The 19,658-nt window shown below is 63.9% G+C and carries 20 protein-coding genes and 1 tRNA gene; 9 read left to right on the top strand and 12 right to left on the bottom strand.

Annotation, left to right across the window (positions count from 1 at the left end):
- Window positions 1-4 precede the first annotated feature (4 nt).
- Window positions 5-1,096: an LLM class flavin-dependent oxidoreductase gene (locus QF092_RS08665; protein ID WP_281469445.1), complete on the bottom strand. Its 1,092-nt coding sequence runs from the start codon at window positions 1,094-1,096 to the stop codon at window positions 5-7.
- Between the two features lie 116 nt (window positions 1,097-1,212).
- Between QF092_RS08665 and QF092_RS08660 the strand changes: the two genes are divergently transcribed.
- Window positions 1,213-1,767 carry a winged helix DNA-binding protein gene (locus QF092_RS08660; RefSeq protein WP_281469444.1) on the top strand — a complete coding sequence of 185 codons (555 nt, stop codon included), beginning with the start codon at window positions 1,213-1,215 and terminating at the stop codon, window positions 1,765-1,767.
- A gap of 29 nt (window positions 1,768-1,796) precedes the next feature.
- Here QF092_RS08660 and QF092_RS08655 read toward each other — a convergent pair whose 3' ends face one another.
- From QF092_RS08655 to QF092_RS08645, 3 genes are read right to left on the bottom strand one after another with little or no spacing between them, the layout of a single operon-like run.
- Entirely contained in the window at window positions 1,797-2,972 is a 1,176-nt protein-coding gene (locus QF092_RS08655; protein WP_281469442.1) for an acetyl-CoA C-acyltransferase, read from the bottom strand.
- A complete protein-coding gene (locus QF092_RS08650) occupies window positions 2,969-4,081 on the bottom strand; it encodes a 3-hydroxyacyl-CoA dehydrogenase NAD-binding domain-containing protein (RefSeq protein WP_281469440.1) in 1,113 nt (370 codons plus the stop codon). The genes QF092_RS08655 and QF092_RS08650 overlap by 4 nt, the downstream gene beginning before the upstream one ends.
- Window positions 4,078-4,845 carry an enoyl-CoA hydratase-related protein gene (locus QF092_RS08645; protein WP_281469438.1) on the bottom strand — a complete coding sequence of 256 codons (768 nt, stop codon included), beginning with the start codon at window positions 4,843-4,845 and terminating at the stop codon, window positions 4,078-4,080. Before QF092_RS08645 ends, QF092_RS08650 begins: the two co-directional genes overlap by 4 nt.
- 124 nt (window positions 4,846-4,969) lie before the next feature.
- Between QF092_RS08645 and QF092_RS08640 the strand changes: the two genes are divergently transcribed.
- From QF092_RS08640 to QF092_RS08605, 8 genes are all read left to right on the top strand, one after another.
- Complete coding sequence (locus tag QF092_RS08640; protein WP_281469436.1) at window positions 4,970-7,255, top strand: bifunctional salicylyl-CoA 5-hydroxylase/oxidoreductase; 2,286 nt, start codon at window positions 4,970-4,972, stop codon at window positions 7,253-7,255.
- Window positions 7,252-7,995, top strand: coding sequence for an SDR family NAD(P)-dependent oxidoreductase (locus QF092_RS08635; RefSeq protein WP_281469434.1), 744 nt, complete (start codon window positions 7,252-7,254; stop codon window positions 7,993-7,995). The genes QF092_RS08640 and QF092_RS08635 overlap by 4 nt, the downstream gene beginning before the upstream one ends.
- Window positions 7,992-8,423 carry a MarR family winged helix-turn-helix transcriptional regulator gene (locus tag QF092_RS08630; RefSeq protein ID WP_281469432.1) on the top strand — a complete coding sequence of 144 codons (432 nt, stop codon included), beginning with the start codon at window positions 7,992-7,994 and terminating at the stop codon, window positions 8,421-8,423. The genes QF092_RS08635 and QF092_RS08630 overlap by 4 nt, the downstream gene beginning before the upstream one ends.
- Window positions 8,423-9,235 carry an enoyl-CoA hydratase family protein gene (locus QF092_RS08625; protein ID WP_281469430.1) on the top strand — a complete coding sequence of 271 codons (813 nt, stop codon included), beginning with the start codon at window positions 8,423-8,425 and terminating at the stop codon, window positions 9,233-9,235. The genes QF092_RS08630 and QF092_RS08625 overlap by 1 nt, the downstream gene beginning before the upstream one ends.
- A gap of 179 nt (window positions 9,236-9,414) precedes the next feature.
- Complete coding sequence (locus QF092_RS08620; RefSeq protein WP_281469428.1) at window positions 9,415-10,551, top strand: acyl-CoA dehydrogenase family protein; 1,137 nt, start codon at window positions 9,415-9,417, stop codon at window positions 10,549-10,551.
- Window positions 10,548-10,961, top strand: a complete 414-nt coding sequence (locus QF092_RS08615; RefSeq protein ID WP_281469426.1) for an acyl-CoA thioesterase — start codon at window positions 10,548-10,550, stop codon at window positions 10,959-10,961. Before QF092_RS08620 ends, QF092_RS08615 begins: the two co-directional genes overlap by 4 nt.
- The gene (locus QF092_RS08610; RefSeq protein ID WP_281469423.1) at window positions 10,958-11,365 is read left to right on the top strand and encodes a RidA family protein; all 408 of its coding nucleotides are present in this window, start codon (window positions 10,958-10,960) and stop codon (window positions 11,363-11,365) included. The genes QF092_RS08615 and QF092_RS08610 overlap by 4 nt, the downstream gene beginning before the upstream one ends.
- A 71-nt stretch (window positions 11,366-11,436) precedes the next feature.
- Window positions 11,437-12,633 (top strand): polysaccharide pyruvyl transferase family protein, encoded by a 1,197-nt coding sequence (locus tag QF092_RS08605; RefSeq protein ID WP_281469421.1) that lies wholly within the window; start codon window positions 11,437-11,439, stop codon window positions 12,631-12,633.
- 20 nt (window positions 12,634-12,653) lie between these two features.
- Here the strand turns inward: QF092_RS08605 and QF092_RS08600 are convergent.
- The 8 genes from QF092_RS08600 to QF092_RS08565 form a co-directional block, all read right to left on the bottom strand.
- Window positions 12,654-12,728, bottom strand: a tRNA-Glu gene (locus QF092_RS08600).
- 72 nt (window positions 12,729-12,800) lie between these two features.
- Window positions 12,801-14,552, bottom strand: a complete 1,752-nt coding sequence (gene recJ, locus QF092_RS08595) for a single-stranded-DNA-specific exonuclease RecJ (protein ID WP_281469419.1) — start codon at window positions 14,550-14,552, stop codon at window positions 12,801-12,803.
- 90 nt (window positions 14,553-14,642) lie between these two features.
- Window positions 14,643-15,608 carry a class II fructose-bisphosphatase gene (gene glpX / locus QF092_RS08590; protein WP_281469417.1) on the bottom strand — a complete coding sequence of 322 codons (966 nt, stop codon included), beginning with the start codon at window positions 15,606-15,608 and terminating at the stop codon, window positions 14,643-14,645.
- Between the two features lie 201 nt (window positions 15,609-15,809).
- Window positions 15,810-17,105, bottom strand: a complete 1,296-nt coding sequence (locus QF092_RS08585; protein WP_281469415.1) for a homoserine dehydrogenase — start codon at window positions 17,103-17,105, stop codon at window positions 15,810-15,812.
- Window positions 17,106-17,170: 65 nt separating this feature from the next.
- On the bottom strand, window positions 17,171-17,416 hold the full coding sequence (locus tag QF092_RS08580; protein WP_281469414.1) for a hypothetical protein: 246 nt from the start codon (window positions 17,414-17,416) through the stop codon (window positions 17,171-17,173).
- Between the two features lie 74 nt (window positions 17,417-17,490).
- A complete protein-coding gene (locus QF092_RS08575; RefSeq protein ID WP_281469412.1) occupies window positions 17,491-18,402 on the bottom strand; it encodes a pirin family protein in 912 nt (303 codons plus the stop codon).
- A gap of 138 nt (window positions 18,403-18,540) precedes the next feature.
- Window positions 18,541-19,104, bottom strand: coding sequence for a TadE/TadG family type IV pilus assembly protein (locus QF092_RS08570; RefSeq protein ID WP_281469410.1), 564 nt, complete (start codon window positions 19,102-19,104; stop codon window positions 18,541-18,543).
- Window positions 19,105-19,116: 12 nt separating this feature from the next.
- Window positions 19,117-19,650 (bottom strand): TadE/TadG family type IV pilus assembly protein, encoded by a 534-nt coding sequence (locus QF092_RS08565; protein ID WP_281469408.1) that lies wholly within the window; start codon window positions 19,648-19,650, stop codon window positions 19,117-19,119.
- Window positions 19,651-19,658 lie beyond the last annotated feature (8 nt).

Below are 19,658 nucleotides of genomic sequence, written 5' to 3'. Positions count from 1 at the left end.
CCCCTTACCTGATCCCTGCCGCTGCCAGTTTGGGCAGCACCGTATCGCGGAAATAGGGGAATTCCTCGACATAATCGACGAAAGAGAGGGTGGTTCCCGCAAAGCCCGCGGCGTGCAGCTTCAAGATGCCCTCTGCCACCTGATCCGGCGTCCCGATCAGAGGAAATCCGCCATGCCCCAGCGCGAAAAGGTGTTTGATCTGTGCCAGAAGGTCATGCGGAAAGCTGTGGGCATGGGCGAATTGCAGCCGCACCAGATTGTCCACCGCATCGGTATCGGCGTTCTGCACAGCAGTGTAGTCGGCATAGGCCTTGGCCTCTGCCTCGGTCGGCCGGCAGATGACATGGCTGAAGGTCAGCACATTGACCTTGCGCCCCTTGGCCGCCGCCTGCGCCTTGAGATCGGCAATCTCGCCCTTTGACCGATCAAGGTCGATGGCAGGGGTGAAGAGAAAATCGGCATTGTCGGTCGCGAATTCGCGGCCCTGCGGGCTGCCTGCGGCGTTGATGATGGGAACCGATCCCCGGATTGGTTTCGGGTCACCCTTCACACGCTTGGCTTTGAAATAGGCGCCGTCCCAATCGAAATGATCGTCCGATGTCCAAAGCTTGCGGATCAGGTCAAACCATTCCTGCGCATAGGCATAGCGCGTTTCGTGATCATCGGGCAGGGTCAGACCCAGCGCCTCATATTCCGGCTTGTTCCAGCCCGCCACGATGTTCAGCCCGGCGCGGCCATGGCCGATCTGGTCGATCGTGGCCATCTGCTTGGCCACAACGACCGGGTGGTTCGCGGCGGTGTGGATGGTGGCAAAGACAGCGATATTCTTGGTGGCGGCCAGAAGGCCCGCCGCCCATGTCATCGTCTCCAGCACGCCGCCATGGAAATCCGTCTCGCCGCCATAGCCGATCCAGCGGGCGATGGGCAGCATGAAGTCGATCCCTGCCTCGTCCAGCATCTGTGCCAACTTCAGGTTATTGTCCCAGCTGTTGACCCAGCGTTCCGGGGCCTTGGTGGGCGTCATGCCCGATGAGCAATTGGTCGAGAAAGTGCCAAGGCGAAAGCGTTCGCCCGAGAGCATCGGGTGTTGTGGCATGTCGGTTTGTCCCTGTTGGAGTTTTGGAAGTATTTTATGATTGAAAGTCTATCGTAAAATCCATTTGCGTCAACGCCCTGCTGCGGTGAAGGTCATTGCGGTGAAGGGGAAAGCCAATGACGCGGAAAAATGTTCAAACTCAAAACGATGCCGTGACGCCGGGGCTTGATTGGCACTGGCACCTTGCGGAAAGCGCGGTCGAGGTCGACACGACGGAGTTGGAATTCGCCCTCATGCGGACCTTTGAGGGATTCGGGCGCTGGCAATCGGAATGCCTTGCCTCGGTCTGCGACCTTGCGGCGACGGGGCCGGAAAATGCGCTTCTCCACATCATCCGGATGAACGAGAGACCGAAAAGCATCAAGGACCTTGCGCGGCTGACCAACCGGGACGATGTGCCGAACATCCAATATTCCTTGCGCAAATTGATCAGTGCCGGGCTGATATTGCGCAAAGGATCAGGACGGTCGGGTGTGACCTATGAGGTGACAGAAGAGGGCCGCCGTGTGACGGATGACTATGGCGCGGTGCGGCGGAGACTACTGATACAGGCGGTGCAGACGGTGCCGGGGTTTTCGGACCGGCTGGCCGAAGCGACGCGGACGTTGAACCTTTTGTCGGGGATTTACGAGGAAATCTCGCGCGTTGCGGCGACGCATCGTCGGGGATGATCTAGGTCGGATGGGCAATATTTCCCATCCTACAGGGCAAGCAGTTCCAGCGCCACGCCTTGGCCCACACCCACGCAAAGCGCGACAAGGGCCGACCGACCGCTTGTTTCCGCCAGCCGCCTCGCCGCCGTTCCGGCGATCCGCGCGCCGGACATGCCCAAGGGGTGGCCCATGCTGATCCCGCCACCATAGGCATTCACCTGCGCGGCATCATCGGGGATGCGCCATGCGCGCAGGCAGGCCAGAACCTGTGCGGCGAAGGCTTCGTTCACCTCGATCACGTCATGGTCCGCAGGTGCTCGCCCCGTTCGCGCCATCAGCCTTTCGCCCGCGGCGATAGGGCCCAGGCCCATGATCCGCGGGGCGACCCCTGCTGTGGCCGCCGCGCCGATCCGGGCGAGGGGGGTGAGGCTGTGGCGCCTTATCCCGGCCGCAGAGGCAAGGATCAGGGCCGAGGCCCCGTCATTGATGCCCGCCGCATTCCCCGCCGTGACGGTGCCATCGCTGCGGAAGGGGGTGGGCAGGGTGGCCAGTTTCTCAAACGTCGTCGGGCGGGGATGTTCGTCTGTGGTGACCCGCGTGTCGCCCTTGCGGCCTCGGATCGTGACAGGAAGGATATCTGCCGCATGCCATTCGGCGCTGTAGCGCGACTGCGAGCGCAGGGCGAAAGCATCCTGATCGGCGCGCGAGATGCCATGTTCGGTGGCGACATTCTCGGCCGTCTCGGGCATCGAGTCAGTGCCGTACGCGCGGGCGATGTGGTCGTTGATGAAGCGCCAACCTATTGTTGTGTCATGCATTTCCGCCTGACGCGCAAAGGCTGTTTCAGCCTTGCCCAGCACGAAGGGCGCGCGCGTCATGCTTTCCACGCCGCCTGCGATCACCACGTCTGCCCCGTCGCGGATGGCCCGCGCGCCAAGGATCACGGCATCCAGACCGCTGGCGCAGAGGCGGTTCACCGTCAGGGCAGGCACGGTTTCAGGCAGGCGTGACAGCAAGACCGCCATGCGCGCGACGTTGCGGTTATCCTCGCCCGCCTGATTGGCGCAGCCGAAGATGACCTCATCCACCGCAAGACCGGGATGCAGATCGAGAAGGCCGTCGATCACATGGGCGGCCATGTCATCAGGCCGGACCATGGCCAGAGCACCACCGTGGCGGCCAATGGGGGTGCGGCGATGGGCGCAGAGGAAGACGTCGGTCATGGCATGAGTCCGGGGGCGGGTATGTAGCGGGTCCGCAGATGAGGGGGGGCGTTTTCTTCCAGCTTTGCAAGGGTTTGCAGGATGTTCATTTGGCCATGGCGGGCCATCGCCTCAAACGGACCGCGCGGGAAGTTGAGGCCGAGTTTCATTGCGCTGTCGATCCCTTCGGCAGTGGTGCCGCCTTCGGCCAGCAGCCATGCCGCCTCGTTCACGAGGGTGGCCTCGATGCGCAGGGCGATGGCTGCGGCATCATTGGGCGGGGGTGGCGCGTCTTCTGGAAATATGAAACCTTTCAATGACTTACGCCCAATGTAGCCGCTTGCCACTTGGGCCTTCAGCGCATCAAAGACGTGATAACGCGGATGGTTTCCCATCGCGGCGGCAAGGCCTTCGGTGGCGGCAAGGTTGATGTCGGCCCCGATCAGATCAATCAGCGCGAAGGGGCCAAGGCGATAGCCCGCCGCCATCATCGCGGCGTCGACCTCGCCTGCGGTCCGCCCCTCTTCCAGCATTGCCAACGCCTCTCCGTAAAAGGGGCGGGCGCAGCGGTTGACGATGAAACCCGGGCGGTCGGCGCATTGGATAACGGTTTTTCCTGCGCGTTCGGTCAAGCTGCGGGCGGTGTTCAGGGCATCGGTGGAGGTTCCGGCATGGGGGATCAGTTCCACCAGACGCATTACCGGGGCCGGGTTGAAGAAGTGTAAACCGACCAGACGCTCGGGGTGGCGCAGCCCTTTGGCCAGGGCTGTGATCGACAGGGACGAGGTATTGCTGGCCAGCACGGCATCAGGGGCAAGTCCCTGTTCGAGAAGGGAAAAGACCTGATGCTTCACCTCGGCCCGCTCCAGAACCGCCTCGATCACCAGATCGGCGGGGGGGATGTCTTCGATCCGATTGAGGATCACAAGCCTTTGAAGGATCGCGGTTTTATCGGCTTCGGTCAGCGCACCCTTGGCCACGCGGGCGGCCAGAGCATCGGCAAGGCGGGTGGGGGCAGAGGCGCGGGTGTCCGCGTTGGCATCGGTCGCGCGGACGGAAAATCCAGCCTGCGCAAAGACTTGCGCGATGCCAAGGCCCATGGCACCCAAGCCTATGATCCCGATGGTCATTTTCCCGTAAACTCCGCCTTGGTTCGGGCGCGGAAGGCTGCGATGCCGATGGATTTATCCGCTGAATCGAGAAGCCTTTCAAAGGCTTGGCGCTCCTCGGCCAAGGCAAGGCTGCGCGCTTCGCCCGCCAGAACTGCGGCTTTGGCGGCCATCAGGGCCAGCGGCGCACGTTCAGAGATTTGTGCCGCGATTTGTGCCGCAAACTGTGGGCACGCAGCGGGCGCTTCGTCAGTAATCAGGTAAGATGCGATGCCCCAGTCATGGGCGGTGCGGGCATCGATCACCTCGCCCATCAGCACCATGCGCATGGCCCGCGCCCGACCCGCCAGCGCCATCAGGCGCTGCCCCCCGCCCGCGCCGGGGATGAGGCCAAGGTTGGTTTCCGGCAAGCCAAGGCGGGCGGTCGGGCCTAGCACCATCAGATCGGCCATCAGCGCCAGTTCAAAGCCGCCACCCAGAGCAAACCCCTCGACCGCCGCGATGAGCGGTTTGGGAAAGGCACGGATCGCGGCCCAATGCGTTTTTCTTGGATCAATGGACCCTTCGGCGGCGGTCTTGTGTTCGATTTCGCCAATATCTGCCCCGGCGGCGAAATGGCCCCCGGCCCCTGTCACCATCACCGCGCGGATCGCAGGATCGGCGGCCATCTCCGACAAGGCAGCCGCCACCGCCCCCAGAAGCGCGGTGTTCAGCGCGTTCTTCTGCGCGGGACGGTTCAAGGTCAGCTGCGCCCAGCCATTTTGGCGTTCGATCAACAGGTCCATGCGGGCATCTTCGCGGGCTGCGACAAAATTTCAAGCCCAAAAATTTCAAGCTTGAAATTGTTACGGGGGGATGTCAGCCTTTGTTGCAAAGGCGCGGATTGCGCCGAAAAGGGGATGTCGGTCGATGAAGATTCTCTGCCTTGGGGGTGGCCCTGCCGGGCTTTACTTCGCCATCTCGATGAAGCTGCGCGATCCGGGGCATGAGGTGACGGTGCTGGAGCGGAACCGCGCCAATGACACCTTCGGATGGGGCGTGGTTCTGTCGGATGACGCGCTGGGGCGGATGGCGCGGAACGATCCTGTCTCGACCCAGGCGATCCGCGATCATTTCGCCTATTGGGACGATATCGCCGTGGTGCATGACGGCGTGCGCACCGTGTCGGGCGGGCATGGCTTTGCGGGGATCGGCAGGAAGCAGATGTTGATCCTGTTGCAGGCGCGGGCGCGGGAATTGGGCGTCGATCTGCGCTTTGAAACGGAGTTCAAGACGGCCGAAGACTATCGGCGGGATTACGATCTGGTCGTCGCCTCGGACGGGATCAATTCGGCGGTGCGGCGGGAATATGAGGCGGTGTTCCAGCCCGATATCGACATGCGCCTGTGCAAGTTCGTTTGGCTGGGCACGCATCAGAAATTTGACGACGCCTTCACCTTCATCTTTGAGAAGACGGCGCATGGCTGGGTCTGGGCGCATGCCTATCAATTCGACGACCAGACCGCGACCTTCATCGTGGAATGCGCGCAAGAGACATGGGACAGGTGGGGCTTTGCCGATATGTCCAAGGAAGAGACGGTGGAAACCTGCCGCCGGATCTTTGAACGGCATCTTGGCGGGCATGACCTGATGTCGAATGCCGCGCATCTGCGTGGGTCGGCGGTGTGGATGAACTTCCCCCGCGTGATCTGCGGGACGTGGTATCATGAAAACGTGGTCTTGATGGGGGATGCGGCGGCGACGGGGCATTTTTCCATCGGGTCGGGGACGCGGCTGGCCTTTGATAGCGCCATCGCGCTGGCCGAATATCTGCATTCGGAACCGACGCTAGAGGCGGCCTTTGCCCGTTATCAGGAGGAGCGGCGGGTGGAGGTGCTGCGCCTGCAATCGGCGGCGCGCAATTCGCTGGAATGGTTTGAGCAGGTGGAGAGGTATCTGGACCTGCCGCCCGAACAATTCGCTTATTCGCTGCTGACGCGCAGCCAGCGGATCAGCCATGAAAACCTGCGGCTGCGTGATCCGGCGTGGCTGCGGCGGGCGGAAGATTGGTTTCAGCGTCAGGCAGGCGGTGAGGAAGGCCGCGCGCCGATGTTCGCCCCCTATCGCTTGCGGGATATGGCGCTGAAGAACCGGGTCGTGGTGTCGCCCATGGCGCAATACAAGGCGGTGGAGGGCTGCCCGACCGATTGGCATCTTGTCCATTACGGTGAGCGCGCCAAGGGCGGCGCGGGGCTGGTTTACACAGAGATGACCTGCACCTCGGCGCAAGGCCGCATCACGCCGGGTTGCCCGGGGCTCTATGCGCCGGAACATGAGGCGGCGTGGAAGCGGATCGTCGATTTTGTGCATGCCGAGACGGAGGCGAAGATCTGCTGCCAGATCGGCCATGCAGGGCGGAAGGCATCGACTCAGGTCGGTTGGGAAGACGGGGATGCCCCCCTGCCTGCCGGGAATTGGGAGATCATCGGGCCATCGTCCCTGCCGTGGTCGCCCCGCAACGCCATCCCACGTGAGATGACGCGGGGCGATATGGAGGCGGTGACGGCGGAATTCGTGGCGGCAACCCAGATGGCAAAGCGCGCGGGGTTTGACATGATCGAACTGCATGCAGCGCATGGCTATCTGCTGTCGTCTTTCATTAGCCCGAAATCGAACAGGCGGACGGATGGCTATGGTGGTTCGTTGGAGAACCGCATGCGCTGGCCCTTGGAGGTGCTGCGGGCGATGCGGGCGGCTTGGGGCGAGGAAAAGCCCCTGTCGGTCCGCATCTCGGCCACGGATTGGGTGGGGGATGAGGGCGTCACACCGGATGAGGCGGTAAAGATCGCGGGCCTGTTCGCGCAGGCGGGGGCGGATATCATCGACGTGAGTGCGGGCCAGACCTCGGTTGATGCAAGGCCTGTTTATGGGCGGATGTTCCAGACGCCGTTTTCGGACCGCATCCGCAATGAGGCGGGGCTGGCCACGATGGCGGTGGGGAACATCACCGAACCGGACCATGTGAATTCCATCCTCTTGGCGGGGCGGGCCGATCTGGTTTGCCTTGCGCGGCCGCATCTGGCCAATCCCTATTGGACATTGCACGCCGCTGTTGCCATGGGCGATGCTGCGACGGAATGGCCGCTACCCTATCTGGCGGGGCGCGACCAGATGCGGCGTTTGCGCGAGAAGGCGGCAGAGGTGATCCGGGCATGAGCGTGGAGGGGCGGCGGGTTCTGGTCACGGGTGGCGGGTCGGGCGCGGGGGCGGACCTTGCCTTGGGCTTTGCGCTGGCGGGCGCGGCAGAGGTGGTGATCTGCGGGCGGCGGGCCGATGCGCTGGCGACGGTCGCGGCACGGCATGGGGCGATCCGGGCGCTGCCCTGCGATGTGACGGATGAGGCATCGGTTCAGGCGCTTTTCGCGCAGGCGGGGCGGGTGGATGTGGTGGTGGCCAATGCGGGCGCGGCGGATAGCGCCGTGCTGGCCAAGACAAGCCTCGCGCAATGGAATGCGATGATCGCGGTGAACCTGACGGGGGTGTTCCTGACCTTTCGCGAAGGGCTGCGGCAGTTCGACGGCTGGGGTCGGTTGATTGCCGTGGCCTCGACCGCCGGGGTGAAGGGCTATGCCAAGGTCGCGCCCTATGCGGCGGCGAAACATGGGGTGATGGGGCTGGTGCGGTCGGTCGCGCTTGAGGTGGCGAAGGGGCCGGTGACGGCCAATGCGATCTGCCCCGGCTTTCTGGAGACCGAGATGACGGAAACCTCGATCCGGGTGATTTCGGAAAAGACAGGCCGGACGACGGCAGAGGCGCGCGCGGCGCTGGAGGGAATGTCCCCGCAAGGGCGGCTTTATCGGCCCGATGAGGTGACCTCGGCGGCGCTGTGGCTGTGTTCGGATGGCGCGGCTGGCGTGAACGGGCAGGGGATCGTGATTTCGGGGGGCGAGGTGTGAGCGATACCCTTTCCAAGCGGCGGTTGAAGATGTGGATCCGCCTGCTGGGCGTCACCCGCGCGGCAGAGGGCGAGTTGCGCGAATTCCTGCGGGTGAAACATGGCACGACCCTGCCGCGTTTCGACGTGATGGCCGCGCTCTATCGCAGGCGCGACGGCGTGACGATGAGCGAGTTGTCCCGCATGCTGCTGGTTTCGAACGGGAATGCCACCACGGTGGTGGATCGGCTGGAAGCCGATGGTCTGGTGCGGCGGACGCCTTCGGAGAACGATCGACGGACGGTGTTCGTCGCGCTGACGGCGGCGGGGCTTCAGCAGTTCGAAGGGCTGGCCGAAGGGCATGTGGCAGAGGTGGCGCGGATCTTCGGCGGGCTTTCTGAGGCCGATTTGGATGCGCTGACGGATATTTTGAAACGGATGGGGGCGTGATGGGCGCGATGGCGGGGCTGCGGCCCGAACATTTCCTGTGGGAGGTGGTGGAGCGGGTCGCTGTGATCCGGCTGAATCGACCGGAACGGAAGAACCCCCTGACCTTCGAGTCCTATGCCGAGTTGCGCGACACCTTTCGTGCCTTGCCCTATGCCACGGATGTGGATGTGGTGGTGATCGCGTCAAACGGGGGGAATTTCTGTTCCGGGGGCGATGTACATGACATCATCGGCCCGCTGGTGGGCCTGGAGATGAAGGAGTTGCTGGCCTTCACCCGGATGACCGGTGATCTGGTCAAGGCGATGATCGGCTGCGGCAAGCCTGTCATTGCGGCGGTGGATGGCGTCTGTGTGGGGGCGGGGGCGATCATGGCGATGGCGTCCGACCTGCGGCTGGCCAGCCATGGGGCGAAATGCGCCTTTCTTTTCACCCGCGTCGGCCTTGCGGGTTGCGACATGGGGGCTTGCGCGATGCTGCCGCGCATCATCGGGCAGGGGCGGGCGGCGGAACTGTTGTATACGGGCCGGGTGATGCGGGCGGAGGAAGGCGAAAGATGGGGTTTCTGGAACGCGCTGCATGCCCCTGAGGCGCTGGAGGCGGCGGCGATGGAGCTTGCACGCAGTCTGGCAGCGGGGCCGACTTTCGCCCATGGCATGACGAAGACCCAGTTAAATCAGGAATGGAACATGGGGCTGGATCAGGCCATCGAGGCCGAGGCGCAGGCGCAGGCGATCTGCATGCAGACCCGCGATTTCGAACGGGCCTACCGTGCCTTCGTCGCCAAGGAGACCCCGGTGTTTCAAGGGGATTGAGGTCGGCGGGGGGGACGTGCCGTCCCCCCCGCACCCCCCCGGTTTGGTGTTGGCGTTGACCGGTTCCTTGTGGCGTCGCGTGGGCGGAGAGGGCGTAAGATGAGTATTTTTGCAAAGATGAAGCCAGCACGGCGCGAGATGGGGTTCAGATCGGGGGATTGCAGCGAGATGAAGGTGACATGAGCGATAGAAGCTTTCTGGACTGGCCTTTTTTCGAGGCGCGGCATCGCGAACTGGCAGCGGCGCTTGAGACGTGGTGCGCCGCGCATCTGCCGGTGGATCATGGTGATGTGGATGCGGCCTGCCGCGCGCTGGTGGCGATGCTGGGGGCGGGCGGCTGGCTGCGGCATTCCGGGGCCGGGGAAGGGGAGCGGCTGGATGTCCGCACGCTGTGTCTGATCCGCGAGACATTGGCGCGGCATGATGGTTTGGCCGATTTCGCCTTTGCCATGCAGGGGCTGGGGATGGGGGCGGTGAGCCTGTTTGGCACGCCCGCGCAAAAGGCATGGCTGGAGAAGACGCGGACGGGGGCGGCGATTGCGGCTTTTGCCCTGACCGAGCCGGGATCGGGGTCGGATGTGGCGGCGACGGCCACCACGGCGACCCGGGTGCAGGGCGGTTGGCTGATCGAAGGGGAGAAGACCTGGATTTCAAATGGTGGGATCGCGGATATCCATGTGCTTTTTGCCCGGACGGGTGAGGCGCCGGGGGCCAAGGGGCTTTCGGCCTTTCTGATGCCCGCTGATGCGGCTGGGCTAGAGACGGTGGAGCGGTTGGAAGTGATCGCGCCCCATCCTTTGGCCACTTTGCGGATGCGGGGGATGGTTTTGCCGGAAGAGGCGCTGATCGGCGCACCGGGCGAGGGGTTCAAGATCGCCATGTCCGTCTTGGATGTGTTCCGCTCTACCGTGGGGGCGGCGGCGCTGGGCTTTGCGCGGCGGGCGCTGGATGAGGCGCTGGCGCGGGTGAAGGCGCGGCGGATTCAGGGGGAGCCGCTGGCGGGGCTGCAGATGGTGCAGGGCCATCTGGCCGATATGGCGGTGAAGATCGACGCGGCGGCGCTGCTGGTCTATCGCGCGGCCTGGACAAAGGACAATGGCGCGGCGCGGGTCACGCGCGAGGCGGCGATGGCCAAGCTTTACGCCACCGAGGCCGCGCAGGAGGTGATTGATATGGCTGTTCAATTGCATGGCGGGGATGGGGTGCGCCACGGATCGGTGGTGGAAAGCCTGTACCGCGAGATCCGGGCCTTGCGCATCTATGAAGGCGCGTCGGATGTGCAGCGCGTGGTCATCGCGCGGAGCGTGCTGGGATGAGCTATGCCCGCAGCATCCGCATCGAGTTCAACCATTGCGACCCGGCGGGGATCGTCTTTTATCCCCGCTATTTCGAGATGACGAATTCGGTCTGCGAGAATTTCTTCCGCGAAGTGGTGGGCTATTCCTACCATGCGATGATGGATGACGGGATCGGCGTGCCAACGGCGCGGGTGGAGACGGATTTCCGCGCGCCCTCGCGTCTTGGCGAAGTGCTGGATTGGCTCTTGGTCGTGGAGCGGGTCGGTGGGTCATCCGTGACGATCCGGCTTGAGGCGCGTTGTGGCGGTGCAATGCGCCTTGTGGCGCGGTTGGTTCTGGTCTGGATCACGCCCGAGGGGCGGCCCGCGCGTTGGCCCGATCGGGTGCGCGCGATGCTGGTGGCGCATCAAGAGGAGGCGGAGGCATGACCGAGACGGGGTTGGAATTCCTGCATCCCGCGCATTGGAAGCCCGCTATCGGCTATTCCAACGGGGTGGCGGCGACTGGGCGGATGGTATTCACCGGGGGGATCATCGGCTGGAATGCCGATCAGGTCTTTGAAACGGATGATTTCGTCGGGCAGGCCGAACAGGCGCTGCGGTCTATTGTCGAGGTGCTGGCCTGTGCCGGCGCGCGGCCCGAGCATCTGGTGCGGCTGACCTGGTATGTCACGGACAAGCGGGAATATCTGGGTCGCCTGAAAGAGCTTGGCCGTGCCTATAAGGCGGTGATCGGGCGGCATTACCCGGCCATGGCTTTGGTGCAGGTGGTGGCCTTGGTCGAGGATCGTGCGAAGGTGGAGATAGAGGCGACGGCTGTGATCCCGGCCTGAGCGCGGGGCAATTGACGCGTTGAAGGCGCTATGTCTTCATCTCCATCGTAACGAGTGCAAGGAGCCGCGCAGTGGCTGGGATCGACCAAGCCTATGGCCCCCTTCCGCCAGAGGGCGGGCGTGTCGGCTTTATCGGCGTTGCCGCCGAAGGCAGGAAGGGATCGCGCGGGAATACGGGCAATTACATTCACGGCTATGCGGCGAGGCATGTCGTTGGAGAGCATGTCAATATCGGAGCGCGCGTGCTGACCGATGCGATGGTCGAAGAGTATCGCGCGCGGCTGACGCATCTGGCCTTTGTCACCGCGACGACGCTTGCCGTCGACAATAGCCCCTCCGAAGGGCATGAAGCGCATGCAGAACGCATCAAGCGGCTGGGTCTGCCGGTGGTGGTCTTCGGGCTTGGGTCGCGCGCGCCCCTTGGCCAATCCTTGGCCGATGCTGCCGTGCATCCATCCACCCAGCGGCTGTTGCATGTGATCGCCGACCATACATCGACCATCGCGGTTCGGGGGGCCTTTACTGCGGATCTGTGCCGCAAGCTGGGCATCCATAATGTCGAGGTGATCGGCTGCCAGTCCTGTTATATGAGCGGTCGGTCAGATTTCCGCGCGCCGCGCCCTGTGGCTGCGTTCGATCTGTCACGCAGCATCGTGAACTTCACGCGGCAGGCGCGAGAATCGGCCCTGTTCAAAGCCGCGATGACAGCGCGCGCGACCATGATCGGGCAGACTTCATACTTTGAAGAGGCTTTGTGCAGATTGCCCCCGGTGACGCAGCTGGAGGACATCCCCGACGACATCGGATCGCTGATCGATCCCAGCCTTCTGCGGATCATCACGGCACAGGGGATAGCTCTGGCAGACTATCAGAATTGGATGCGGGACAGGTTTCGCCAGTTCTACAATGTGCCGGAATGGTTCGCCTTCCTGCGCCAAGGGTTCAATTTCTGTATCGGCACTCGGTTTCACGGCAACATGGCATCCTTTCAGGCCGGCATAGCGACGATGTGGGTCGTGCATGACATGCGCACACAAGAGTTTTGCGATCTCCTTGGCTTGCCGCATCTGTCGCTCAAGGCACTGCAATCGGAAAGGCCGTTGCGCCATCTTGTCGAAAGACATTTCGACACCTCTGAATTCGACCGCCGCTATCCCGAGAATTTCGCCCGCTTTCAGGCCTATCTGAACAAGCATGGTCTGCCGCATCGCCTAACATCCGTGCAGCCCAAGGCCGCAGACGATCCTGCCGCGATTGGCCAGCCATGACAGGAAGATATTGGGAAAGCTGGCAGCCCGTAGGGGAGTCGAACCCCTCTTCCCAGGTTGAAAACCTGGTGTCCTAACCGATAGACGAACGGGCCACAGTCAGTGCGCGGGTGTCTAATCGCGGGGCGGGGCGGGTGCAAGAGGGAAAATGACGGCAAACCTTCCGCTTAGGCGCGGGCGGCGTCTTCCAGACGCAGCTGCACCTTGGTGCTGCCGTTCCACGTGTTCAGTTCCAGACGGCCCGCAAGGTGGAACCTCTGATGCCCTGCCTCCATCAGCGCGGGGCCCAGGGGGCCGTCAAAGGCACCAAAGGCCATCGCTTCCAGCGTGGGGCCTGTGCCATCGCCGAAACTGACGCGCAGATGGGTTTCCCCCACGCGGCGGGCGCGCAGCGACATGGCGGCAAAGGCAAAGCGCGGCGCAGGGGCAGAGGCACCGAAGGGCCCCGCCTCTTCCAGCCGCTCCACTAGGGCGCGGTCAGCGGCGGAGGGCATCAAAAGCCCATCAAGCTTTAGGTCCGCAGGTCCGGCACTGCCCGCGCCTTGGCGGGCCAGCAGGTCGGACAGCCGCGCCATCGCCGCCTCAAGCTTGCCCTCCTCGACCGTCAGGCCTGCGGCCATGCGATGGCCGCCGCCCTTAACAAGAAGCCCTTCGGAAGCCAGTCGATGTACGCAGGCACCCAGATCGACACCAGTGACCGAGCGTCCCGATCCCTTGCCCATCCCGCCCTCCAGCCCGATCACCACGGCGGGGCGGTTGGTCGCCTCTTTCAAACGGCTTGCGACGATGCCCACCACGCCGGGATGCCAGCCTTCGCCCGCCGCCCAGACGAGGGGGGCATCCAGACCCCGCGCCTCGGCCTGCGCCATGGCGGCGTCGCGGACGCGCATCTCGATCTCGCGCCGTTCGGTGTTCAGTTCGTCCAGCCGGGCGGCAAGGGCCTGCGCCTCGGCCTCGTCCGTTGCGCAGAGAAGCCGCGCGCCCAGATCGGCCGCGCCGATCCGCCCGCCTGCATTGACCCGCGGGCCAAGCAGAAAGCCCAAGGCATAGCTGTTCGGGGCCTGATCCATCCGCGCCACGTCGGCCAGCGCCCGCAGGCCCACTCTTTCGCGTCGCGCCATGACCTTCAGTCCCTGCCGCACCAGCGCGCGGTTGACGCCGATCAGCGGGGCCACATCTGCCACCGTCGCCAGCGCCACCAGATCGAGCAGCGCCATCAGGTCCGGCCCTTGCACGCCCTCGGCCCGCAGCTGGCGGTTCGCCTCGACCAGCATCAGAAAGACAACCGAGGCCGCACAGAGATGGCCAAGCGACCCATCCTCATCCTGACGGTTCGGGTTCACCACGGCCAGCGCCGGGGGCAGCGTTTCGGCCCCCAGATGGTGGTCAAGGACGACGACATCCGCCCCCTTGGCTACGGCGGCTGCGATCGGGTCATGGGAAAGCGTGCCGCAATCCACGCAGAGGATCAGGCGGTGGCTATTGGCCAAGGCCTCCATCGCGGGGATGTTGGGGCCATAGCCTTCGTCGATCCGGTCGGGGATGTAAAGCGTTGCGCCATGGCCCATGGCGCGCAGCCATGTGATCAAAAGCGCGGCCGAGGTGCCGCCATCCACATCGTAATCGGCAAAGACGGCGATGGTTTCGCGGGTCTTGAGCGCGCGCAGAAAGCGGGCAGCGGCTGGCCCCATGTCGCGCAGGGTCAGCGGGTCGGGCAAGAGGTCGCGCAGCGCCGGGGCAAGGAAGGATGCCGCATCCTGCGGCGCAACCCCCCGGCGCACGAGGGTGTGGCACAGGGCAAGGGGAAGGCGCGTCTGCTGGGCCATTGCTTCGGCCAGACGGTCCTCTTCTGCCGTGGGCCCAACCCAGCGGCGGCCCGTAAGCGAGGCATCGACATCAAGAAAGGCGCGACCTGTCATATAGCGGAAGTGCCGCAAAGCGGCGCTGGCTGCAAGCCCTTCGGGAAAGGGCTTGCAATGCCTGTGATTACGTAAATTACGTAAATTCGATCAGCGGATCGGGCTGCGATAGGTCACGCGCCGCACCGATCCGGTCTTTGACCGCATCAGGATGGTTTCGGTCGTCACCATCTTCGGCTCGCGCTTGATCCCAGACAGAAGCGAGCCATTCGTCACCCCCGTCGCGGCAAAGATCACATCGCCGCGCACCAGATCGTCGCGGGTATAGACGCGGTCGAAATTGGTGATGCCGGCTTTGCGGGCGCGGGCTTTCTCATCCTCATTGCGGAACAGCAGCTTGCCGAAGAACTGCCCGCCCATGCATTTGAGCGCCGCCGCCGCCAGCACCCCTTCGGGTGCCCCGCCCGACCCCATATACATGTCGATCCCCGTCACCTCTGGTTCGGCGCAATGCATCACCCCCGCCACATCGCCATCGGTGATCAGTCGGATCGCCGCGCCGGTGGAGCGGATCTCCTTGATCATCTCTTCATGCCGGGGGCGTTCTAGCACGCAGACGGTGATATCTTCGGTCGAGCAGCCCTTGGCGGCGGCAAGGGCCGAGACGCGTTCCGAGGGGCTCATGCTCATCGTCACGGTGCCGGGGCGGAAGCCCGGACCGATCGCCAGCTTGTCCATATAGACGTCAGGCGCATGCAAGAGTGTCCCGCGCGGGGCCATGGCGATCACGGTAAGGGCATTAGGCATGTCCTTTGCCGTCAGGGTGGTGCCTTCCAAGGGATCAAGCGCGATATCCACGGCGGGGCCGTTCCCGGTGCCCACTTCTTCGCCGATATAGAGCATGGGTGCCTCGTCCCGCTCTCCCTCGCCGATGACCACGACGCCCGCGATGTCGAGAAGGTTCAACTGGTTGCGCATGGCATTCACGGCGGCCTGATCGGCGGCCTTTTCGTCGCCGCGCCCGATCAGCGCCGCCGAGGCGAGGGCTGCAGCCTCGGACACGCGGGCGAGGCCCAGCGACAGCAGGCGATCCTGAAATTCTTCCCTATCGGCCATGTGTCCCTCTCCCATGCCATTTGCGCCCGCTTAGCGCCCGGCGGGGCGGGCGGCAAGCATGGTGACGCTAACGGTGGCCATGGCAGGAAAATTCTTCGTCCGAAGAATTTTCCCAGCCCGCCCTGCTGGGCGGGGGCAAATTTTTCGGATGAAAAATTTGTGGGGGCGAAAACTTTTCGGAGAAAAGTTTTCGGGCGCGGGTCAGACCTCTTCGATGCGGATGGCCACCGGGGTGCCCACCACCACGCCCGTCGCGGTAAAGGTGGACAGGGCATGGGCGATATCGGCGGGTGCTGCCTTGTGGGTGACGATCAGGACCGTGGCCTTGTCATCCACTTCGCCGGGTTGGTTGATCTGCCGCATCTGGTCGATCGAGATGCCCGCCTCGCCGATGCAGGTCGCGACCTTGGCCAGCGCACCGGGTTTGTCCAAAAGCGTCATGCGCAGGTAATAGGGCGCAGGCGTGGCCGATTTTGCGGCGACCGGTTCAACCAGTGTGGCCGCGGGCCGCCCGAAGGTCGACAGTCGGAAGCCGCGCGCGATGTCGATCACATCGGCCATCACGGCGCTGGCGGTCGGGCCTTCGCCCGCGCCGGGGCCACGCAGCACGATCTGGCCCACGCTGTCGCCTTCCAGCACAACCATGTTGGTGCCGCCCTGCAATTGGCCAAGCGGGCTTTCCGCCGGAACAAGGCAAGGGGTCATGCGTTGTTCCAGCCCCCGGCCTGACATCTGCGCCACACCCAAAAGCTTGATGTGATAGCCCATGTCATCGGCCATGCGGATATCGTCGATCGAGACATTGCCGATGCCTTCCAGTTCCACCCGATCAAAGCTGACCTTGGTGCCAAAGGCGATGGCGGCAAGCAGCGACAGTTTGTGACCCGCATCAATGCCGCCCACGTCAAGATTGGGGTCGGCCTCCAGATAGCCCAGTTGGCGCGCCTCTTCGAAGACCGTCTCATAGGGCAGGCCTGCATTCTGCATGCGGGTGAGGATATAGTTGCAGGTGCCGTTCATCACGCCCATCACGCGGCGCATCTGGTTTCCGGCAAGGCCTTCGGTCAGGGCCTTGATGACGGGAATGCCGCCGGCCACCGCGGCCTCGAAGCGGATCACGCGGCCCGCAGCTTCGGCGGCTTCGGCAAGGGCCTGCCCGTGATGGGCAAGCAGTGCCTTATTCGCCGTGACCACGTCCTTGCCTGCGGCAATCGCGGCTTCGGTTGCGGCCTTGGCGGGGCCGTCATGGCCGCCCATCACCTCGACAAAGACATCCACATCGTCACGGCGGGCCAGCGCGACGGGATCGGTTTCCCACGCATAGGCCGACAGGTCCGCATCGCGGTTCTTGGCCCGGTCGCGCGCCGAAACGGCGGTGATCGTCACCGGGCGTCCGGCGCGGGCGGCGATCAGGTCGGCATGGCGCTGGACGATCTTGACGACCCCGATGCCAACGGTTCCCAGACCGGCAAGACCGAGGCGAAGGGGCGCGGGCATGGGAGACTCCATCTTCAGGGCGACCCCGCCCTGTTATCCCGTCGGCGCGGGCCTTGCAACGCGGCCTAGCCGTCCGTTTCGGGGCTTGTGGTGGGGGCGGCGGGCAACCCAGCCCGATCCCGCAAGGCAGCTGCGCGCAGGGCAAGTGCAGCCGAGGCTTCTGCATCCAGCTGCGGGCTTTCCTCGGCAAGGATGTCCTCGACCGGCAAAAGCGGCGGGGCGGGGCCAACATTTTCCGTCTGGATAAAGCCGGGCTGGCTGCATCCCGCGATAAGGATCAGGGCCGAAAGGGCAAGGGGCAAGCGGATCATGCGCGGTTCCGACGACGGTGACGGTGGCAGTCTAGCCGCCCGCGCCGGGGAAGGAAACGCCGCTTCGCGCGGCGTCAATGCGCGGGACGGATGAAGGTGCCGTTCTTCAGATCGGCCATGGCCTGCCGGATTTCCGCATCCGTGTTCATCACGATGGGCCCATGCCATGCCACCGGTTCCTGAATCGGCGCGCCGGAAATCAGAAGGAAGCGGATGCCATCCGGCCCTGCCGTCACCGTCACCTCATCGCCCGTGCCGAACTGGATGAGCGTGCGGTCGCCTGACATGTCGCGGATATTCACCTCTTGCCCGCGCAGATCTTTTTCCAGCAGCACACCCTTGGGCGGGGCCGCATCGCGGAAATTGCCGCGACCTTCAAAGACATAGGCAAAGGCACGGCGGTAGGTATCGACCTTGAAGGTCTTTTTGCGGTTCGGGGGCACATAGATATCAAGGTATTGCGGATCGGCGGCGATGCCATCTACCGGGCCGGTCTTGCCCCAGAAAGACCCGACGATCACCTTCACCACGGTGCCATCGTCATCCATGATTTCGGGGATGTCCTTGCCCTTCACATCTTGATAGCGCGGCGCGGTCATCTTCAGCGAGGAGGGCAGGTTCGCCCAAAGCTGGAAGCCGTGCATCTGCCCCTTGGCATTCCCGCGCGGCATTTCCTGATGCAGGATGCCCGACCCGGCGGTCATCCATTGCACGTCGCCGCCCTTCAGAATCCCATGATTGCCAAGGCTGTCGCCATGTTCCACCGCGCCCGCCAGCACATAGGTGATCGTTTCGATCCCCCGATGCGGGTGCCACGGAAAGCCGCGCATATAATCGCGCGGGTCTTCGTTGCGGAAATCGTCGAACAGAAGGAACGGGTCCAGCCGCGTCGGATCGCCAAAGCCAAAGGCGCGGTGCAGATGCACGCCCGCCCCTTCATAGGTGGGTTGGGCGCGGTTTTCCTGAAGAACGGGGCGGATCGACATCGGCATGGCTCCGGTTAGCGGTCTGACCGGAAGCTAGGCCTGCGCCCCCATCGCTTCAAGGCGGCGTGGCGCAGGGTGATCGTGCCGCCCTGCACAGCCGCCCCGCGGGGCCGCATAAGGCGCGGCTCCGGCTCAGGGTCAGCAGAGCGTGCCCTGCATGCACAAGGTCGGCAGGAAACGCGGCCGCATCGCCACGACTTCGTTCAGCGACTCAAGCTCTAGGATATCGGTCACGCCCGTATAGGGGACCACCACCTCGAACATCACCATGTTCGACCCGATCGACATCATGGGAATGGCAGGTTCAATCTGGGACAGGGTGGTGTCCGTCAGGGGAAGCATGACATTGCCCGGCGAGTAGGACCACAGCACTTCAAGTCCCGTCACACCGGTTGGTCCGTCGGAGATTCGGCGCACGCTGGTCACGCGAATGCGTGCATCCCGGCGGATCAGGAATTCCAGCGTATCTTCCAGCCCATCAAGGAAAGGCTGCGTCGCAGGGACCATTTCGCGCGACAGCATATCGGCAACGGCATAGGCGGCCTTCTGCACCGTGTTCTGCGTGCGATAGGCATCCCAGAAGGCGAAAAAGCCAAAAAAGCCCAGCATCATCATGGGAACCACAAAGACCGACTCGACCGTCAGCGAGCCTGAGGTGCTTTTGCGAAAGCGAAGAAGAAGGCGGCGAAACAGGCGCGGCATCACAATGCCCCCTCAGCTTGGTTCGTTGACATAGACGGACGCGACCGAGATCGCATAGCCGCCTTGCGCGTCATAGGTGATGGGAACCGCAAAGGTGGACCCGGCAAAAAGCGCATCCACCGTCACGCAGACGCGGATCAGCATCAGGTCATTCTGCTGGCCCGGCACGATCTGGGTGACGGGCTGGATGACCGTGTCGGTCCGGGTGACGCAGGGGGCGTTGAAATCCGGCATCACAAAGGTCGTGCGGTTGATCCTGCGGATGTCGACGACGGTGTTTTCGAAGCAGTTCTCGATCATGAAGGTGCGGTCGCAAATCTCGCGACGCAGGAAGATCGCGTCAGGGTTGGTGTATTGGCCCAGACGCAGCGACCGGATCACCATGTCGGACGCGCGGTCGATGCTGGTCCAGCGGACCATCATCAACCCGCTTTCCAAGGCGGCGGCAAAGATGGTGAAGACAAGCGGCATCAGAATGACGAATTCGATCGTCGCATTGCCGTCCTCATCCCGTCGGAACCGCCGAAGTAGCTGCTTGATACTCATCATCTCTT

The sequence above is a fragment of the Fuscovulum ytuae genome (genome assembly GCF_029953595.1).
Lineage (GTDB): Bacteria > Pseudomonadota > Alphaproteobacteria > Rhodobacterales > Rhodobacteraceae > Paragemmobacter > Paragemmobacter ytuae.
This window is presented reverse-complemented; position numbering and strand designations above follow the sequence as displayed.

Bases quoted from the DNA above. Each gene is read 5' to 3' on its own strand.
- QF092_RS08645 (WP_281469438.1), bottom strand. From the start codon at position 4,845: ATGGACCTGTTGATCGAACGCCAAAATGGCTGGGCGCAGCTGACCTTG.
- glpX (WP_281469417.1), bottom strand. From the start codon at position 15,608: ATGGCCGATAGGGAAGAATTTCAGGATCGCCTGCTGTCGCTGGGCCTC.
- QF092_RS08655 (WP_281469442.1), bottom strand. From the start codon at position 2,972: ATGACCGACGTCTTCCTCTGCGCCCATCGCCGCACCCCCATTGGCCGC.
- QF092_RS08580 (WP_281469414.1), bottom strand. From the start codon at position 17,416: ATGATCCGCTTGCCCCTTGCCCTTTCGGCCCTGATCCTTATCGCGGGA.
- QF092_RS08615 (WP_281469426.1), top strand. From the start codon at position 10,548: ATGAGCTATGCCCGCAGCATCCGCATCGAGTTCAACCATTGCGACCCG.
- QF092_RS08665 (WP_281469445.1), bottom strand. From the start codon at position 1,096: ATGCCACAACACCCGATGCTCTCGGGCGAACGCTTTCGCCTTGGCACT.
- QF092_RS08620 (WP_281469428.1), top strand. From the start codon at position 9,415: ATGAGCGATAGAAGCTTTCTGGACTGGCCTTTTTTCGAGGCGCGGCAT.
- QF092_RS08565 (WP_281469408.1), bottom strand. From the start codon at position 19,650: ATGAGTATCAAGCAGCTACTTCGGCGGTTCCGACGGGATGAGGACGGC.
- QF092_RS08575 (WP_281469412.1), bottom strand. From the start codon at position 18,402: ATGTCGATCCGCCCCGTTCTTCAGGAAAACCGCGCCCAACCCACCTAT.
- QF092_RS08640 (WP_281469436.1), top strand. From the start codon at position 4,970: ATGAAGATTCTCTGCCTTGGGGGTGGCCCTGCCGGGCTTTACTTCGCC.
- QF092_RS08625 (WP_281469430.1), top strand. From the start codon at position 8,423: ATGGGCGCGATGGCGGGGCTGCGGCCCGAACATTTCCTGTGGGAGGTG.
- QF092_RS08650 (WP_281469440.1), bottom strand. From the start codon at position 4,081: ATGACCATCGGGATCATAGGCTTGGGTGCCATGGGCCTTGGCATCGCG.
- QF092_RS08585 (WP_281469415.1), bottom strand. From the start codon at position 17,105: ATGCCCGCGCCCCTTCGCCTCGGTCTTGCCGGTCTGGGAACCGTTGGC.
- recJ (WP_281469419.1), bottom strand. From the start codon at position 14,552: ATGACAGGTCGCGCCTTTCTTGATGTCGATGCCTCGCTTACGGGCCGC.
- QF092_RS08660 (WP_281469444.1), top strand. From the start codon at position 1,213: ATGACGCGGAAAAATGTTCAAACTCAAAACGATGCCGTGACGCCGGGG.
- QF092_RS08570 (WP_281469410.1), bottom strand. From the start codon at position 19,104: ATGCCGCGCCTGTTTCGCCGCCTTCTTCTTCGCTTTCGCAAAAGCACC.
- QF092_RS08635 (WP_281469434.1), top strand. From the start codon at position 7,252: ATGAGCGTGGAGGGGCGGCGGGTTCTGGTCACGGGTGGCGGGTCGGGC.
- QF092_RS08610 (WP_281469423.1), top strand. From the start codon at position 10,958: ATGACCGAGACGGGGTTGGAATTCCTGCATCCCGCGCATTGGAAGCCC.